The organism is Candidatus Competibacteraceae bacterium, assembly GCA_016699715.1.
In the GTDB taxonomy this organism is placed as follows: Bacteria; Pseudomonadota; Gammaproteobacteria; order Competibacterales; family Competibacteraceae; genus Competibacter.
Genome location: CP065007.1, coordinates 554,115 through 572,063, shown reverse-complemented (window position 1 = coordinate 572,063; position 17,949 = coordinate 554,115). Strand labels below are relative to the sequence as shown.

Below are 17,949 nucleotides of genomic sequence, written 5' to 3'. Positions count from 1 at the left end.
GAATCCCGGTGAGCATCATTAAAGAAATTCATGTGCCGGATATCGGCGACTTCAAGGGCGTGGACGTCATCGACGTGCTGGTTGCCGCTGGCGACAACGTCGATGTGGAAGCGCCGCTGATCATCCTGGAAACCGACAAGGCGTCCATGGAGGTGCCTTCCCCATTGGCCGGCGTGGTTCGGGAAGTCAAGATCAAGGCCGGCGACAAGGTCTCGCAGGGCGACCTGATTCTGTATCTGGATGTGGCCGAGAGCGTATCCGCGCCCGAGCGTCCCGCCGCCGATACCGATGCAGCCGCGCCCGGCGATTCCGGCGAAACGCGCGAGGTACGGGTGCCGGACATCGGCGATTTCAAGAATATCCCGATCATCGAGGTACTGGTCGCGGCCGGGGATCATGTCGAGATCGATACCCCATTGATTACCCTGGAAAGCGACAAGGCCAGCATGGAAGTACCCTCGCCCCATGCCGGCACGGTACAAAGCATCGCGGCCAAGGTCGGCGACCCGGTCTCGCAGGGCGACCTGATCCTGACCTTGAACACGAGCGGTGCCGATACCGCCGCCAAGCCGCAACTACCCGATACGCTCAGCGCCATCGCGCTGGGTCCGCGCGCGCGCAAGCCGGAAGGTGCACCGAAACCGCCGCCGGTCTCGAAGCCGCCGTCGGCCGAATCGATGCCGGCGGCCAGCTTCGCCAAGGTCCATGCCAGCCCCTCGATACGGCGTTTTGCCCGGGAACTGGGTGTCGATCTGACCCGCCTGGCCAAAGGTTCCGGTCCCAAGGGGCGGATTCTCAAGGAGGATGTGCAAGCTTTCGTCAAGGGGGTGATGACGGGCTCGACTCCAGCGGCGGGGCCAGCCGGCGGCGTGACCGGTGGCGGGATACTGGATTTGCTGCCCTGGCCGACGGTGGATTTCGCCAAGTTTGGCCCGGTGGAATCCAAGCCGCTATCGCGGATCAAGAAGCTCTCCGGCGCCAATCTGGCGCGCAACTGGGTGATGATCCCGGCGGTCACCTATCACGAGGACGCCGACACCACCGACCTGGAAGCTTTCCGCCTCCAGATCAACAAGGAGAACGAAAAGACCGGTGGCACCAAGCTGACCATGCTGGCCTTCTTGATCAAGGCCTGCGTGCGGGCGTTGCAAAAATTTCCGGAGTTCAACACCTCGCTCGATGGCGACAATCTGGTCTACAAGCAGTACTTTCACATCGCCTTCGCCGCCGACACGCCCAACGGACTGGTGGTGCCGGTGGTGAAGGACGCCGATAAAAAAGGCATCTTCGACATCGCCAGGGAGACTGGCGAACTGGCCAAAAAGGCCCGCGACGGCAAGCTGGGGCCCGCGGAGATGCAGGGTGCCTGCTTCACCATCTCCTCGGTGGGCGGCATCGGCGGTACGGCCTTTTCGCCGATCATCAACGCCCCGGAGGTGGCGATCCTGGGTGTCAGCAAGTCGGTGATGAAACCGGTGTGGGATGGCCAGCAGTTCGGACCGCGCCTGATCCTCCCGCTGTCGCTGAGCGCCGACCATCGGGTGATCGACGGCGCGCTGGCGACCCGCTTCAACGTCTACCTCGCGCAACTGCTGGCGGATTTCCGCCGCGTGCTGCTTTAACCGGAGGCCGCTGCTCATGAGTCTCGTGGAAGTCAAAGTCCCCGACATCGGTGACTTCAAAGGCGTGGAAATCATCGAAGTGCTGGTCAAACCGGGCGATGCCATCGCCGCGGAAGATCCGCTGATCATGCTGGAAAGCGACAAGGCCTCGATGGAAGTACCCGCGCCCCAGGCCGGGACGGTCGGGGAACTCAAGGTCAAGGTCGGCGACAAGGTCTCCGAAGGCGATGTCATTCTGATGCTGGAAGCGAGCACCGCACCAGCGGCGACGGCTCCAGCCAAACCCGCCGAACCCGCGCCCGCGCCCGCGCCCGCGCCCGTCGCGGGCGCGTTTGCCGGCAAAGCCGATCTCGACTGCGAAATGCTGGTGCTCGGCGCCGGACCGGGCGGTTACAGCGCCGCGTTCCGCGCCGCCGATCTGGGCATGAAGACCGTGCTGGTGGAACGCTATTCCACTCTGGGCGGGGTCTGCCTCAATGTCGGCTGCATTCCCTCCAAAGCCCTGCTGCATGTGGCGGCGGTCATGGACGAGGCGGCGCATTTCGCCGATCTGGGCGTGAGCTTCGGCACACCCACCGTGGATCTGGACAAACTGCGTGCTCACAAAGGCAAGGTGGTGGGCAAGCTGACCGGCGGATTGGCGGGCATGGCCAAGGCCCGCAAGGTGGAAACCGTGCGTGGCTACGGGAGCTTTCTCGATCCCCATCATCTGGAGGTCGAACTCACCGCCGGCGACGGCCAGGACAAGAGCGGCGAGAAGACAATCGTCCGCTTCGAGAAGTGCATCATCGCCGCCGGCAGTCAGGCGGTGCATTTGCCCTTCATCCCGAACGATCCGCGCATCGTCGATTCCACCGGCGCGCTGGAACTGCGCTTCATCCCGAAGCGGTTGCTGGTGATCGGCGGCGGCATCATCGGCCTGGAGATGGCCACGGTCTACTCGACGCTGGGCACCCGCATCGAGGTGGTGGAAATGCTCGACGCCCTGATGCAGGGTCCCGATCGGGATCTGGTCAAGGTGTGGGAAAAGATGAACACCGGCCGCTTCGACCAGATCATGCTCAAGACCAAGACGGTCGCGGTCGAAGCCAGGCCGGAGGGGCTGCTGGTGACCTTCGAGGGTGCCAACGCCCCGGCCGAGCCGCAACTTTACGACATGATCCTGCAATCGGCCGGACGCTCGCCCAACGGCAAGAAGATCGCCGCCGAAAAGGCGGGCGTCACCGTGAGCGACCGCGGCTTCATCCCGGTGGACAAACAACTGCCGCACCAACGTGCCGCACATCTTCGCCATCGGCGACATCGTCGGCCAGCCGATGCTGGCGCACAAGGCGGTGCATGAGGGTCACGTCGCCGCCGAAGCCGCCGCCGGGCAGAAGAGCTTCTTCGACGCCAAGGTGATTCCCGGCGTGGCCTATACCGATCCGGAAGTGGCCTGGGCGGGTTTGACCGAGGCGGAAGCCAAGGCGCAGGGCATCAAGGTACGCGTGGGCAAGTTCCCCTGGGCCGCATCCGGCCGCGCCATCGCCAACGGTCGCGACGAAGGCTTCACCAAGCTGATCTTCGATGAGGACAGCCACCGCATCGTCGGCGGCGGCATCGTCGGCACCCACGCCGGCGACCTGATCAGCGAGGTGGCGCTGGCCATCGAAATGGGCTGCGATCCGGCCGACATCGGTCTGACCATTCATCCGCATCCGACACTGGGCGAATCGGTTGGCATGGCGGCGGAAGTATTCGAGGGTGTCTGCACCGATCTGCCTCCCATGCGCAAGAAGTAGTTCCATGGATAGCCCCGTTCGCCTCGGAAAGCGGACGGGGCTTTTTTGCGCCACCGTCCCCGTCCGCACATTTCTTGAGCCGGAAAATTCCAATATGCACGACCACGACTTCGATGAAGAACCGTATGACCCGGAAGCGCTTGAGCCACCCAGCAAAAGCCAACGCAAGCGGGAAGCCACCGCCTTGCAGGATCTGGGCGAACACCTGGTGAAGCTCACTCCGGCGCAGTTGCGACGAGTGCCGCTGCCGGAAGACTTGTTGGCCGCGGTACGAACGGCGCAGGCGATCCCGCAGCGGGGGGCGCACAAGCGGCAACTGCAACTCATCGGCAAGCTGATGCGCCGGCTCGACGACCCGGAACCGATCCGCGCCGCCCTGGCCACCCTGGTGGCGCCGCGCCATCTGAGTTGAACCCGCTCAGCTGGCATCCCCCAGCCGGTAGCCGACTCCGCGCACGGTGCGGATGATCCGTGGATCGAGCTTGCGGCGCAGATTGTGGATGTGGACCTCGACGGCATTGCTTTCCACCTCCTCGCCCCAACCGTACAGCCGATCCTCCAACTGCTCGCGGGACAACACCGCGCCCGGCGTTTCCAGCAGCGCGTGCAACAGCGCGAATTCCCGCGCCGACAGGAATACCGGCTGCCCGCGATACTCGACCCCATGCGCGACCGGATCGAGCCGCAGCGTTCCCATCTCGATCAAATCCCGCGCCCGCCCGGCCTGCCGGCGCAGCAGCGCCCGCATCCGCGCCAGCAGTTCGGCCAGATCGAACGGCTTGACCAGATAATCGTCGGCGCCGCTGTCCAAACCCATGACCCGGTCCGGCACCGCATCGCGGGCGGTGAGTACCAGTACCGGCACGGCGTTCCCGCGCTGGCGCCAGTCGCGCAACACCGCCAGCCCGTCCTTCTTCGGCAGACCCAAATCCAGCAACACCAACGCATATTCCGCGGTCTCCAGCGCCAGTTCCGCGTCGCGCCCGTCCCGCGCCCAGTCCACGGTAAACCCTTCGCCGCGCAAACCCTTGCGCAGACTGTCGCCGATCATCGTGTCATCTTCCACCAGCAACACGCGCATCCCGAACGCTCCACTCCACTCGATTGTCAGTACAACCCATGCGATGAGCTTACAATTGCCCGACTTCCGCTGCCATCCGACTACCCGACTTGGAGCACCGATCCTGACTCATCCCCCCTTATCCTGGCTACTGCTGCTTGGCGCGCTGACCGCCTTCGCGCCGATGTCGATCGACATGTATCTGCCCAGTCTGCCGGCCATTGCCAGCGCGTTCGCCGCCGACCCCGCCGCCGCCCAATACACCCTGGCCAGTTTCTTTATCGGACTGGCGCTGGGTCAAGCCGTCTACGGCCCACTCGCCGACCGCTACGGCCGCAAGCCGCCGTTGTATGCCGGACTGGCGCTCTATATCGTGGCCTCGATCGGCTGCGCGCTGGCGCCCGACATCGCCACGCTGACGGCGCTGCGTTTCGTGCAGGCGGCGGGCGGTTGCGCCGGCGTGGTGATCGCCCGCGCCGTGGTGCGCGACCGTTTCGACGCGCGGACCTCGGCCAAGATCTATTCGCTGCTGATGCTGGTGATGGGACTGGCGCCGATCCTGGCCCCGATCATGGGCGGCTGGATTCTGACGCTGGCGAGCTGGCGCGCGATTTTTGGAGTACTGGCCCTGTTCGGGTTCGCCACTCTGATGCTCAGTTGGCGCCACCTGCCGGAAACCCGCCCGGCGGGCACTGTCGGCAGCGCCGGAGTCGGCGCGGCGTTGCGGGTCTATGGCGAGCTGTTGCGCGACCGGCGCTTCATCGGCTATGCCCTGAGCGGCGGTTTCGCGCTGGGCGGCATGTTCGCCTACATCACCGGCTCACCGCATGTGTTCATCGAGTTGTACGGCGTGCCGGCGCAGTCCTTCGGCTGGCTGTTCGGACTCAACGCGCTGGGGCTGATCGCCAGCTCGCAGTACAACCGCCGGCTGCTGACGCATCACAGCGCCGACGCGCTCCTGCGCCGCGCCAACCGTGCGACCGTGCTGCTGGGGCTGGGGCTGCTGGCGGTCGCGGCCAGCGGCTGGGGTGGCCTGCCGGTACTGCTGATCCCGCTATTCGGCTATATCGCCAGCCTCGGCTTCACCGGACCGAACGCGATGGCCTGCGCGCTGGCCGATCAGGGCGGTCGCGCCGGCAGCGCCTCGGCCCTGATCGGCACGCTGCAATTTGCGGTGGCCACGGTTTCCAGCATGCTGGTCGGACTGCTGGGCAATGGCTCGGCGCTCTCGATGGCGGCGGTCATCGCCGGCTGCGGCGTGCTGGCCTACGGCGCGCATCGGCTGCTGGTTGGGGACGGGAAATGATGGATCGGGATTTTCGCTCGGCGATTGGGCTTCGCCAGACCGGTGGATGCCGGCATCCTGCCGCTGTTTCAAGCTGACGCCATGTCCTCCCATCATCGTCGCGCCCTGACCCTGAGCATCGCCTTGGCTGCGCTGCTGTATCTGGGTTTCGTACTGTTCGCCGACCGCGCCGCTGTATTCGCCGCCTTGCGGCGGGTCGGACTGCCGGTGCTACTGGCGATCTTTGCCCTGTCGCTGCTCAACTATCTGCTGCGCTTCTGGCGCTGGCAGCGCTACATTGCCGCGTTCGGCCACGCCCTGCCATGGTGGCGACATTTCCTCTACTATCTGGCGGGCTTTACCCTGACTGTGACGCCAGGCAAGGCCGGCGAGGCGGTGCGGTCGCTGTATTTGCACGGCCATGGCGTGAGCTATGCCCAGAGCCTGGCAGCGCTGTTCGTCGAGCGGTTGCTGGACGTGCTGGCGATGAGCCTGCTGGCGTTGCTGATTCTATTGGCCCGGCCCGATTACGCCGGGCTGGTGGCGGTGGCCTGGATGCTGACGCTGGGGCTGGGCTGGCTGGCTACCCGCGCATGGCTACCGGAAAAATTGCGGGCATGGGGACAGAATCATCGCCATGGTCATCAGTTCGACCGGCTGGCGCGCTTGCTCGATTCGGCGGCGGTACTGTTGCGACCGGGTTACTTTCTATTCGGATTAGGATTGGGTGTGCTGTCCTGGGGGCTGGAAGGATTATCCTTGTATTTGATTGCTCGGAATGTCGGCGTCGGAGTCGACGTGGAAACGGGCATCGGCATCTACGCTATCGCGGTGCTGGCCGGGGCGCTGTCGTTCCTGCCCGGTGGCTTGGGTGGCGCCGAGGCGGTGATGGGTATGCTGCTGGTGGCCTTCGGCGCGGACGGTCCAGCGGCGGTGGCGATTACGCTGCTGTGCCGGATCGCGACGCTATGGTTCGCGGTGGCGCTGGGCGGGTTAGCGGTCGGGGTGTTGGGCATCGGCGGTAAGCGGCCAGAGGTTCTTTGCAGGCCGGAAAAAACTAGAGTGTGAATAAACGACCCCACAGCAAGCTGTCAGCGATTCCCGGTCTCTTTCCTTGTCTTTGATTAATAATGGTTTTTTCTCGAAAACTTATCAGTGTTTACATTGTACAGGACAAAAATAACTTGCTGAAAATTAAGATAAAAAATAACAGCTATTTTGAGGGTAGTAGGATCGCGAGGTTGCTGTTATCATAACTAATTGATTGATAACATTAATTCTAAAACAGGCGAGGTTAATTCCGTGAATTCCCCTTTTTTAATACCCGGCACTTTGCAGAAATGCTTCATCATCATTTTCACTGGAACCGAGCGCGTATCTCTTGCATCGTCTATTTAATTATCGGAATCATCCAGATGGGAACGGTCAATCTCGCAAAGATTGCTGTCACCTTTCCTGGGCGTGCGCAACCGGCCTCTCATTACAAACGCCTTCAACGACTTTTTTGTCAATTTTCTCTAGATCTGAATCAAGTCGCCCGGTTCATTGCCAGTCTCATTCCTGTGCTTCAGTTCAAATTGACACTCGATAGAACCAATTGGAAATATGGTGATGTCAATATCAATTACCTTGTTTTAGGAGTCGTCTATCGCGGATCTGCTTTTCCTATACTATGGGTTGCTTTAGATAAAAAAGGCAACTCAAATACCCAAGAAAGAATAGCATTAATGAATCGATTCCTTACGATTTTCGGCCCGCAAATGATCGCCTGCTTGTTTGCGGATCGCGAGTTTATTGGGATTCAATGGTTTGGTTATCTTATTGAAAATCAAATTAAATTCGTAATACGCATCAAAAAGAATACGCAAATCTCTAACTCCCGAGGGGTCCCCGTCTCCGCCGAAAATCTTTTTCGAGGCCTACCCCGTGGCAGCGCTCTGGTTTTATCGGGCCAACGAACCGTGTGGGGGCACTCTCTTTATGTGATTGGTCTGAAAATGGCCAACGGTGAATTCGTTATTCTCGCAACGCAAGAACAACCGGAAACCGCGTTGGAAAATTATAAGGAACGCTGGCCGATCGAAACGCTTTTCATTTGCTTAAAAACTCGGGGATTCGATCTGGAATCCACCCATATAACTGACCCCCAGCGACTTGAAAAATGGATGGCTTTTCTCGCTATTGCATTTAGTTGGGCGCATATCATTGGTGAATGGCGCCATGAAATTAAACCGATCAAGATCAAAAAACATGGCCGTCCCACCCAAAGTCTTTTTCGCTATGGATTAGATTATTTGAGAAGTTGTTTATTTCATCACCAAGAATCCGCCCGGCAATACGCTTTTCATCAGGCACTGGAGTCGCTCTTTAAACGGTTGGGATCGAGCCCTCAAAATCGCTGTTTTCTACCTCTAACCAATACGCCACCCGGCAGAATTTTAACGTAAATTCATTTGGTTAGATGATTTTGTCCTGTACAATGCAGTGTTTAATAAAAAATACAGGCTCTTCGAGGGCTTATGTGGACCTAGTGGGCTGCGCCAAAAGTTTTGACAGGTAGCGGGGGGTACCCTATGCTTACAAGTGTAGGTTTTTTTCATAGTCCTCCTACGGACATAGCCAACGGTGGGCCATGAGGGACGATGGACCAGGTGGGCCAGGGTTCGGGGCAGCCATGCCCGGTGGGCAGATCTTGATGTTTGAAGAGCGCCGCCATAATGAGCGACCAACCATGCCGGAAGACGCCCACCAGCCGCCAGCGTCGACCTTGCTGTCGAGGCGAACCGGGAACAGCCGGAAACGTCGCGGTCGGGAGGGCCGCTTCGGCCTCACCGCCGATGGAGAGCAACCACCACGTCGCGATGGCGATCGCCAACCACAGGCGTTCCGCTCGGTTCGGGTCGGTCATCCGCGTATACTGCCATTGCCACCCGCCTCCCTTGATCTTTTTGAAGCCTTGCTCAATCCAGGCGCGCAACCCGTACCAACACGCCTCGGCCGCTTGTGGCGGAATGTTGGTTAAGATCAGCCACGGGGCGTCGTGACCGGCCTCCCAGCAGCCTAACAGCGTACAGTTCAGGCGCGTCTTGGGGTGGGTAAAGGCGGTCCCGTAGCCTTGCCAGCGATCACCGACCGCCAGGACTAACTGGCGAAACGGCACCCAGTGATACCACCCTTCGGGGCGAAACGAACCGCCGACATTGACCCGAAGCATCGGATGCCATCCCATCTGAAGGAGGGTCTCGAACAACCACTTCGCATACAACCCCCGGTCGGCGAGGACGATGACCGTCCAAGTCGATGAAACCCGCCCACGCAAGGCCTGTAACAACGCCAGCCACTCCGGCTTCCACGGGTGTTTGCAGCCCGCCGGCAAGACCTTCCAGATGATCGGCACGGCACACCCCCGATAAACCACACTGATGACCAAGAGCACAAAGCGTTGGCCCAAGGTGGTCGCATCCAAAGCCACGGCCAGTTGGGTGCCGGACCACCCGTCCAAGACCCAAGCGCACCACGGCGCCCAACAGGCACTCAGGTCGAGCTCGGCCCGATGCCCCCGGCTTTCGCCTCCGCTTCGCGATAGGTATCGCGCAAGCGTTCCCGCACGGTGTGGAAGGGCTGACCCAGTCGGCACGACCACCAGTCGGCGATCGCCGTCAAACTACAGGAGCGCACCAGGATCATGCCCAAACTCCACAGAGCCAATCCCATCACCATGGGCTGGCTGAGATGGGGAAAGTGCTTGGCAATTTCGGTGCGCCATTGCTCCAGTTCGGGGGCGCGAGGCATGACGGTTCCTCCGGTAACCAGGCGATTTCCCTATCGGCTATTTTATCGCAACTTTATGTCTCGCTTGCTCTTTCTGGAAAAATCTACACTTGTAAGGGTACCCTATGTTGGGGTCAACAGGAGGAAACCTGATGACCGACAAATACTTGGTTGACCTCACCGCCGAGGAGCAGGGGTTCTTGCTCGATGTGATCCGTAAAGGCAAAACGACCGCGCGCCGAGTCGCCCGTGCCCACATCTTGCTGCAAGCGGCGGCGGGAGCCGCTGATGAGGAGATCGCCGAAACACTCCATCTGGGACTGTCGACCGTGCATCGCACCCGCCAGCGCTTTGTGGATGAAGGGTTGACCGCCGCGTTAAGCGAGCGATCGCGGTCCGGTTCGCCGCCGGTCTTGACCGGCAAACAGGCGGCTTTTCTGATCGCGTTGGCCTGTAGTACCCCGCCGGCGGGTCGCCAGCGCTGGACGATGAAACTCTTGGCCGATCGCTTGGTTGAATGGCGCCAAATCGACACGATTGCCCCCAATACCGTCGGTCGCGTGCTCAAAAAAACGATCTCAAACCCTGGCAACGTCAGGAATGGTGCATTCCCAGTGTGAGTCCCGACTATGTCTGGCATCTGGAGGATGTTCTGGACCTGTACGCCGAGCCCGATGATCCGCGCCATCCCCAAGTGTGTTTTGACGAAAGCCCGGTGCAGTTGACCAGCGAAACCCGTCATCCGCTGCCGGCTCGTCCTGGTCAACCGGCGCGCCATGACTCTGAATACAAACGCGAAGGCACCGCTAATTTGTTTCTGTTCGTGCAGCCCTTGCGCGGGTGGCGTCAGGTCAATGTCACCTCACAACGAACCAAACGGGACTTTGCCCAGCAAATGCGCTTGCTGGTCGATGACTACTTCCCCACGGCGGAACGCATCCGACTGGTTGTGGATAATCTCAACACCCATACCCCGGCGGCCCTGTACGGGGTCTTTCCGCCGGACGAAGCCCGCCGGCTCACCCGCAAACTCGAGTTTCACTACACCCCCAAGCATGGCAGCTGGCTCAATATGGCCGAGTGCGAGTTGGCCGTGCTCGCCGGCCAGTGTTTGGATCGGCGCATTTCGACGATCGACACCTTGCGGGAGGAAATCGCCGCCTGGCAAGGCCCACGCAACCAGCATCAGACCAAAATCCACTGGCAGTTTGGTACCGAGGTGGCCCGGGTCAAACTCAAGCGCCTCTATCCGTCTGTGGAGCCCACCCAAGCTCCGGTCGGGCTAGACGCCTCCTAACCTGTCAAAACTTTTGGCGCAGCCCACTAGTCTCCGAAGATGGATTGTAGCCCGCCGTGCTGGCTCGTGGTTATGTTGATGCCTTTGAAAATCAATTGGTTATTAATGGATCAACTCAGAAGCTGTACAAAAACTCAATTACCTAAGCTGCCTCTAAAGCAGCCCCTTGTAATAATGCTCGTTCTTTACAAATTCTTCGCAGCATGAGTCGAATTGAGGCCATATAAACATGACCCGTACTCGATGTAGGTTTCCGCTCGTAATCTTTGCTCAGTCGCCGATAACGACCGAGCCAGGCAAAGGTTCGTTCCACGACCCAGCGTCGAGGTAACACTTGAAAACCTTCGCCGGTTTTTTTTCTTCTCAACGACTTCGAGTACACAGTCAAATTGCTCTTTAACCCATTGAATAAACTCTTCACCTCTATAACCACCATCCGCCCAGATTTTTTTGACACTATCCACGATTGAAAATAAGGCAGTCAAGGCTTGGCGAGCCGCATGACCATCGTAGATATTGGCCGCATGAACCCGAGCAATAATAATATAACCTACTGTATCTACTACAATATGTCGCTTGCGACCCTGAATTAACTTACCACCGTCGAACCCGGATTCCTGGGCCGATTCCGGTGTCCCCTTAACGGTTTGGCTATCGATAATCCCCGCACTCGGATTCTCATTTCGACCCATTTCTTTTCGGAGTTGCTGATGAATCGCTGTATTGATTTGCTCCATAATATTGTTGTCAACCCATTGATGATAATAGTAACTTATTAAGGTATAGTAGGGAAAATCTTTAGGCAAATACCGCCATTGACAGCCCGTCTTGTTCAGGTAAAAAATGGCATTGATTACTTCGCGGAGATCAACTTTACGTGGCCGACCTGTCGTATAAGGATCCGCTTTTTTTAAAATCGGCTCCAAGATTTCCCATTCTTCATCCGTCAAATCGCTGGGGTACCTCTTACAAGGAATTTCTTTTGGCCAAGCCATACAGCACCTCGAATAGAATCTCTGAAATTAAAATAATCGCCGGATTTTGGCTCATTTTATCAAAAATACTATAATAATATCAATGTGTTAGTTTTTTTACAGCTTCTCACTAAAAGTCACGCTTATGAGGCGCGTAGCCGTTCTCCCCCCTCTACCGGGGCAAGGGGGCGAGAGGCAATCCGGCGCGGCGGTCGGCGATGGCGCGTTCGAGAGTGCGCCAAGGGGAGTGGCCACGCTGGCGACAGGTATCGATGACGCTGGCGAGCAGAGCGAAGACCCGCGAACCCACCGGGGTGCGGGTACCGTGACTGATCTTGCGCGCGATCACCCAATGGCGTAGTGCCCGCTCTGCTACATTGTTGGTCAGTGGCAGTTCGGGATGACTCAGCACCTGGAAGATGGCTTCCCAGTCGTTGAGCAACTCCACCGCCAAGGCGTGGGTTTTGGCGTGGGCGTGACCCTGGCGCCGTTCGCAGGCCGCGCGCAACGCGGCCAGTACCATCATGTGTTGGGTCGGCGGCGCGACCGGCGGCGGACCTTCACGGGCCGCGTAGACCGCCGCCATCAGCGCCTCCAAGGTCTCCAGCACGAACCGGCCAAAGACACGGGCCTCGCGGTCGCCACTCTCGGCCAAGCCCCGCGCCTTGCGAATCAGGTGCGCCCAACAGCGTAACCGGCGCGGGTGGTTGCGGTAGGCCATCCAGCCATCGCTCATCAGCCAGCCGCTAAAGCCGTCCAGCACGTTCTCGACCCGCTCCTTGCCGCGCCCGGCCACGTAGTACAGGGTCGCGGTCGCCGCGACAAACACCCACAGCCACAGCGGCCGGCCGTGTTCGGGCCAGGAGGTTTCGTCGGCGTGCAGCAGATGGCTGTCCAGAACCGCCTGGACGAGTTCGTCTTCCGCCGGCGCCACGGCCGCGCCGGCTTCGTGGAGCGTCCGATGGATCGTGCCGGTACTCAGCTTCAGTCCCAGCCACTCGTCCAGGAATTCGCGAATCCGCGCCCGCGACAGCCGGAACCGGAAAGCCAGTGCCACGATCAGCGCCGCCAACCCCGGCCCCACCAGCCGCCATTCACTCAACTCGATCCCCGCCAGCAGCGGGTCCACCCCCCCTTGACCGGCCACCGCCCGGGTCCGATGGCCACAGGCGCAGGGCACCTCGTAATAGCGATGGTCCACCACCCACACGGTCAGCCCCGGTCGCGCCGGATCGCCCCAGTGCAGGTCGACCGCCTGAAACCCGGTGTAGGCCACCGCGCCCACCGGGTCCAGCGGCCGGCCACAGCCGGCGCAGGTGTCGGGGTAATGGGCCTGTTCGGCATTCGCCTGGAACACCTGCGTGCGGCCCACCCCCGGCGCTCCCGGTTGCTTGCCCGGTTTGCGGGCCGCGGGGACCTTCGCCGGTTTCGCCTCGGCCGATGGCCGTTCCGCTGACTCCGGCTTCGCCTCCGCCGACTCGGGTTCCTCGTCCGCCGCATCGGCGGCATCCGATTCCGGCCCGCCACCCGGTCGGTCCCACGGCGCCCGACTGCTCGGCGGCCGCGAACTGTTGTCCGGTCCTTGATTCAACCGGTCCAGCGCCTCCTTCAAATCGTCCAGCAGCTTGCCCGACAGCGCACGCACCTCGGCCTCCCCCAGCGAATCCAGGTAGGCGTGGTCTCATTGGCGCAGGCTATGTGGGCTGAGGTGCATGGCGGTTGATCGTGGGGCTGGACTCTAGTTTTCCATACCTACTCCCCGAGGGGAAGTTAGCCATTACCGGGAGGGGTGTGAAGAGTTACTGAGGCGCTAAGCCCCGATCTCCACAAGAATCCTCGAAGAACCAATAAAAAAACATGTAACTGCCCAGGTACCTCGTCAGTGATCAGGTCGTACGGAGTTTGCTGAGGAGGACCGTTGGGGATTGGGTCAGGGTATCGATGATGTTCCAACCCTGTTTTTTCGCGGTGGCGATGAAGGAGCGGATGACGGCGAAGTCGCGGGCGCCCGGTTCGGAGCGGAAGCCACCGGAGATTTTCTGTCTGAGCTTCATCATGCGGGCGGCTTGCTCGGCCAGCTTGTTGGTGAAGGGGACGCGGGGATCGGTCAGGAAACGCAATACGTCGTCCTTGCGGGTCCTCAATCGGAGCAGCAGGTGGTGGCCGGTGCGGCGCCGTGGACGACCCCGACGCCCGGTGACGGGCCGTGGCGATTGGGCCTCATGAAAGGCGAGCCCTTCAGCAACGAGGGTGTCGTATCGACGCTGGAACCGATGCACGAGGCTGGGTTTCAGTGGCCCATCGCGTTCGCGGGCCAGGTGGGTGGCTTGGCAGGCCCGACGGAGCAGGCGTTGCATCCGCAACGCCCAAGGTTCCTGCTCGATCTTGATCAAGGCCTGGAGTTCTCGCAGATGATGCGCATTGCACAAGGCATGCAGCACCCCCTTCAAGGTGTAGTAGGGCTGCCAGTGGTCATGGACGACCATGCCAATGATCCCTTCCCACCGACTGCCCCGCTTCGGGGAAACGCGGTAGAAGCTCAGCCAGGCGGTCACCGCCACATGGCGCCATTGCGTCTTGCCACCGAGGCGAAAGCCGGTTTCATCCAGATGCTGGACCGCCGCGGTCTTGACGAGCTGGCCCACCGTCGCCACGAACCCTTGGACCTGCTCGACCGCCTTCGTGCTCATCCGTGCGATCGTGGCGGCGGCCAGTTTCACCCCAAACAGATCGGCCATCAGTTCGACCCACCGATCCTCGGGAATGAACTGGGCGTGGAGCAGATAGACCACGAAGGCCGTGATCCGCGCGCCGTATTGCACCGGCGCCGTGACCCCCTCGGGAAACGCCGCCCGTGTCGCCTTACCACACTGGCCACAGCGGCTGGTGTGAGCGCGATGCTCGGTCACGACCAGCGGGGGTGGCTCCGGCAGGTCAAAGACCTGCCGGGCGCTGTACGCCGTGGCCATGGCTGGGGTCAGGGTCGAATCGCAGTTCGGGCAGATGTTGGGGGAGTGGTCGAGAATGACGTCCGGTTCGGCCACTTGACGCAGCGTGTTGCCGGGATGGCCCTTCTGCCCGCCGGGTGGCCGGCCCGAGGCTTCGCGCAGACTCTGGGTCCGTGGCGGTTTCTTCAACCCATCACTGGATGGGGGTTTTCCGCTGTTGCCACTGTTCAGCCCCAGACGGCGTTCCAACTCCGCTACCCGTGCCATCAAGGTGGTAACCGTTTGGCGCAGCGTCTCGTTCTCAGCCCGCAGGCGCGCGATTTCCACCGCCGCCGCCGGGCGGGCAGCAGCCATCTCACGATCAGTGTCACTGGTGGGTGGAGGCATCACGGAGATCATGGTGCACGTTACTATTCATGCATGCCCACCCTGTCAAGTCATTTTTTCGGCAGGTACCTGGGCAGTTACAAAAACATAAAGTAACTACTGGTTTTCCAGACGCGTTTGGTATTACAATTTTCCCTGAGTTTTGGACAGGCGATTTAGAGGCCATACAAAAACCCCTCGCCCGCAAGCGGGAGAGGGGCGGGGGTGAGCAACTGTGTTGAAACTTCAGGACCTGCACTCTGCCTGGGGCTGCCATGGGGTCTTGGCCTTGAGCATGGCGTTCAAGATCGTCAACAACTTGCGCATGCAGGCGGTCAGGGCGACTTTGGCCGGTTTGCCCGCGTCACGCAGGCGCTGGTAGAAGGCTTTGATCACCGGATTGCAGCGGCTGGCCGCGACGGCGGCCATGTACAGCACGGCCCGCACCCCGGCCCGGCCGCCGAAGATCATCCGGCGACCCCGGCTCTGGCCGGAATCGCGGTTGAACGGGCAGACGCCGACCAGCGCACTGATCTGCCGGCGGTTGAGGGTTCCCAACTCCGGCAAGGCGGCCAGCAGGGTGGCGGAGGTCACCGGGCCGACACCGGGGACGCTTTGCAAGCAGTCGTCCTGCTCGCGCCAGACGGGACGCTCCCGCAAGCGGCGCTGGAGGCCGCCATCGAGATCCTTGAGACGCTGTTCGAGCCAGTCGAGGGTGGCCTGGATGTCGGGTCGGACGTGGCGATGCGCGCTGGCCAAGCGGTTTTTTTCCGCCGTCAGCATGTCCACCACCTGCCGCCGGCGCTGGATCAAGGCGGTCAGTTCTTGGGCGTCCTCGTCTTTCCAGGGACGGGGGTCCGGGCGGATGGCCTGGCCGAAGCGGGCCAGCACCTCGGCATCCAGGGCATCGGTCTTGGCCAGCCGCCCGAGGGCCTTGGCGAAATCCCGCGCTTGGCGCGGGTTGATCACGGCTGCCGGCAGGTGCGCTTCCACCAGCGCCCCCACCACCAGCGTCTCCAAACCACCCGTGGCTTCCAGCACGATCAGATTCGGCGGCCGGGCCTGCAACCAAGCCACCAATTGGGCCAAGCCCGCTTCGTCGCGTGCGACCTGCACGCGTTCTCTCGCCGGCCAGGTCGCGACATCAAGATGGGCCTTGGCCACATCGATCCCGACCCAACATTCGCCCGTCAACACGGCCTGAACCGCGTCCACCACCCGCTTTTTCACCATGATGCGTTCCTCATCCCAACCTTGCACGATGCGGACTCGAAGTCCGATCAACTGTCCGGGCTTTAGGTTCATGGAAACAATAGAGAAGTCCCCAAATAATTATCTTGAATATTTTCAACCTGTTACGATTTAGTTATAAAAAATTATTTTATTTAATCAATAAGTTAGAGTTGATTTTTTTAAATTAGCCCCCATTTTGTTCAATGAGGGTAGAATTATTAGGAGAACCGCCATGCGAAAATTTAAATTGATGACAGTCCGCAATGAAAGACAATTTAGAGCCTGTACTGGACTCTCTCAGAAAGAATTTGACCTTATTCTACCTGAGTTTGCAAAGTGTTTGCAGTTGGCCCAACAACAGCGTTACCAAAAACACCGCTTGCAACGTCAAAGAAAGCCGGGTGGCGGTCGGAAAGGTGCATTATCCTCACCCGATTTAAAACTCTTTTTTATCCTGTTTTATCTCAAAAACTATCCGACATTTGATGTGCTGGGTTGCTTGTTTGACCTGAGTCCAGCCAAAGCCCAAGAAAATTTTGTTAAATTTATGCCTATTTTAAAGCAGGCTGAAAAACGCTTGCATATCTTACCGCATCGCCATTTTAAGCCCGCCAATACTGATAAGCAACCTATTGATAATCATCAGAAGATTATTATTGATGCGACAGAAAGGCCTTGTTGCCGCCCCCACCATGCGCGTAAACAAAAACATTATTTTAGTGGCAAGAAACGCCACCATACTCTGAAAAACACGGTGATCGGGGACAGCAATAAAGGCATTCCAGTTGTTGGCCCAACAGTGGCCGGTAGCCGGCATGACTACGCGTTATTGAAAGAGGAATTAGATCCTCAGCAGCCGGGTCTCTCCACCGTGGAAGCTTGGGTTGATTTGGGCTATCAAGGGATCAAAGATCACTATCCCTCGTTCCATAAAATTTATATTCCTCATAAAAAGCCTCGCCGGTCGAAAGCCAATCAATGCTCTGCATTAACTCCTCAGCAAAAGAGAGAAAATCGAGCGATCAGTCGCGTTCGTGTCGGAGTGGAACATTTGATTGGCGACCTAAAAATTTTTCAGATTCTTACGAATAGATTCCGAAACCATTTCCATAATATGGCCGATCAGGTTATTTTATTGGTTGCCGGCTTGTGTAACCTTAAAAATAACTATGCTGTTCAATAGGTTATGAAATTTATTTGGGAACAGGTCTAATGACGTGGCGCTTCAGGCTCACCCACGGGATCTCGGCGTCCCAGAGGGATATCGCGCTACCACGTCAACCCAAACTCTACCAACCTCCAAACATACAAGGGTCTATTCTCAATAGGGTTAGCTCACGAGAGGCTGTGCAAAAACGCCTCTAAACTCGACAAAAAATTGTCTGGACAAGGGGTCCACTTCAGGTTAGCCCTAGACACGATGCGAAGCCGCATCCGTGTTCCGGGGAGCGTTTCGGCGATATGCACTTGGGCACGCAGTTAATACCAAATGCTTCTTGGAACGTATTGATCATATTCTGATTGATGCCACGGAAAGGCCCCTGCATCGCCCTCAAAAGCCAGCCCGACCAAAAAAGCATTGGTTCTTCGAGGATTCATGTGGAAACTGGCG

At 59.5% G+C, this 17,949-nt stretch carries 12 protein-coding genes and 3 pseudogenes; 8 read left to right on the top strand and 7 right to left on the bottom strand.

Translation table 11 applies throughout. The annotated features are described in order from the left end of the window. Nucleotides 1-8 precede the first annotated feature (8 nt). From aceF to IPM89_02610, 3 genes and pseudogenes are all read left to right on the top strand, one after another. Entirely contained in the window at nt 9-1,622 is a 1,614-nt protein-coding gene (gene aceF / locus IPM89_02620; GenBank protein QQS54762.1) for a dihydrolipoyllysine-residue acetyltransferase, read from the top strand. A gap of 16 nt (nt 1,623-1,638) precedes the next feature. Further along, nucleotides 1,639-3,403, top strand: a pseudogene (gene lpdA / locus IPM89_02615) (dihydrolipoyl dehydrogenase). Between the two features lie 94 nt (nt 3,404-3,497). Beyond that, complete coding sequence (locus tag IPM89_02610) at nt 3,498-3,815, top strand: DUF615 domain-containing protein (protein ID QQS54761.1); 318 nt, start codon at nt 3,498-3,500, stop codon at nt 3,813-3,815. A 6-nt stretch (nt 3,816-3,821) separates the two neighbouring features. Here IPM89_02610 and IPM89_02605 read toward each other — a convergent pair whose 3' ends face one another. After that, nucleotides 3,822-4,484 (bottom strand): winged helix-turn-helix domain-containing protein, encoded by a 663-nt coding sequence (locus IPM89_02605; GenBank protein ID QQS54760.1) that lies wholly within the window; start codon nt 4,482-4,484, stop codon nt 3,822-3,824. 43 nt (nt 4,485-4,527) lie between these two features. Here IPM89_02605 and IPM89_02600 point away from each other — a divergent pair, with 43 nt between their 5' ends. The 3 genes from IPM89_02600 to IPM89_02590 all read left to right on the top strand — a co-directional run bounded on the left by IPM89_02600 (nt 4,528) and on the right by IPM89_02590 (nt 8,195). Then, on the top strand, nt 4,528-5,769 hold the full coding sequence (locus IPM89_02600; protein QQS54759.1) for a multidrug effflux MFS transporter: 1,242 nt from the start codon (nt 4,528-4,530) through the stop codon (nt 5,767-5,769). A gap of 24 nt (nt 5,770-5,793) precedes the next feature. After that, nucleotides 5,794-6,816 (top strand): flippase-like domain-containing protein, encoded by a 1,023-nt coding sequence (locus IPM89_02595; protein QQS54758.1) that lies wholly within the window; start codon nt 5,794-5,796, stop codon nt 6,814-6,816. A gap of 272 nt (nt 6,817-7,088) precedes the next feature. Next, nucleotides 7,089-8,195: an IS4 family transposase gene (locus IPM89_02590; GenBank protein ID QQS54757.1), complete on the top strand. Its 1,107-nt coding sequence runs from the start codon at nt 7,089-7,091 to the stop codon at nt 8,193-8,195. Nucleotides 8,196-8,344: 149 nt separating this feature from the next. Here IPM89_02590 and IPM89_02585 read toward each other — a convergent pair whose 3' ends face one another. Both IPM89_02585 and IPM89_02580 read right to left on the bottom strand, forming a co-directional pair. Continuing rightward, nucleotides 8,345-9,250, bottom strand: coding sequence for a transposase (locus IPM89_02585; GenBank protein QQS54756.1), 906 nt, complete (start codon nt 9,248-9,250; stop codon nt 8,345-8,347). A 32-nt stretch (nt 9,251-9,282) separates the two neighbouring features. Next, nucleotides 9,283-9,540 (bottom strand): hypothetical protein, encoded by a 258-nt coding sequence (locus IPM89_02580; GenBank protein QQS54755.1) that lies wholly within the window; start codon nt 9,538-9,540, stop codon nt 9,283-9,285. Nucleotides 9,541-9,671: 131 nt separating this feature from the next. On the opposite strand from IPM89_02580, the pseudogene IPM89_02575 reads away from it, so the two are divergent. Next, a pseudogene (locus IPM89_02575) lies at nt 9,672-10,816 on the top strand (IS630 family transposase). A 142-nt stretch (nt 10,817-10,958) separates the two neighbouring features. Here IPM89_02575 and IPM89_02570 read toward each other — a convergent pair. From IPM89_02570 to IPM89_02555, 4 genes and pseudogenes are all read right to left on the bottom strand, one after another. Beyond that, nucleotides 10,959-11,811 (bottom strand): IS5 family transposase gene (locus IPM89_02570; GenBank protein QQS54754.1). Its coding sequence is split into 2 segments (ribosomal slippage): nt 10,959-11,180 and nt 11,182-11,811, totalling 852 coding nucleotides; the frame shifts between segments, so codons are not numbered across the junction. 151 nt (nt 11,812-11,962) lie between these two features. Then, nucleotides 11,963-13,219 (bottom strand): annotated as a pseudogene (locus IPM89_02565) (IS66 family transposase). Nucleotides 13,220-13,676: 457 nt separating this feature from the next. Further along, entirely contained in the window at nt 13,677-15,005 is a 1,329-nt protein-coding gene (locus IPM89_02560) for an IS66 family transposase (GenBank protein ID QQS55752.1), read from the bottom strand. Nucleotides 15,006-15,350: 345 nt separating this feature from the next. Then, complete coding sequence (locus tag IPM89_02555; GenBank protein ID QQS55751.1) at nt 15,351-16,337, bottom strand: IS110 family transposase; 987 nt, start codon at nt 16,335-16,337, stop codon at nt 15,351-15,353. 232 nt (nt 16,338-16,569) lie between these two features. On the opposite strand from IPM89_02555, the gene IPM89_02550 reads away from it, so the two are divergent. After that, nucleotides 16,570-17,520, top strand: coding sequence for a transposase (locus IPM89_02550; protein ID QQS54753.1), 951 nt, complete (start codon nt 16,570-16,572; stop codon nt 17,518-17,520). Nucleotides 17,521-17,949 lie beyond the last annotated feature (429 nt).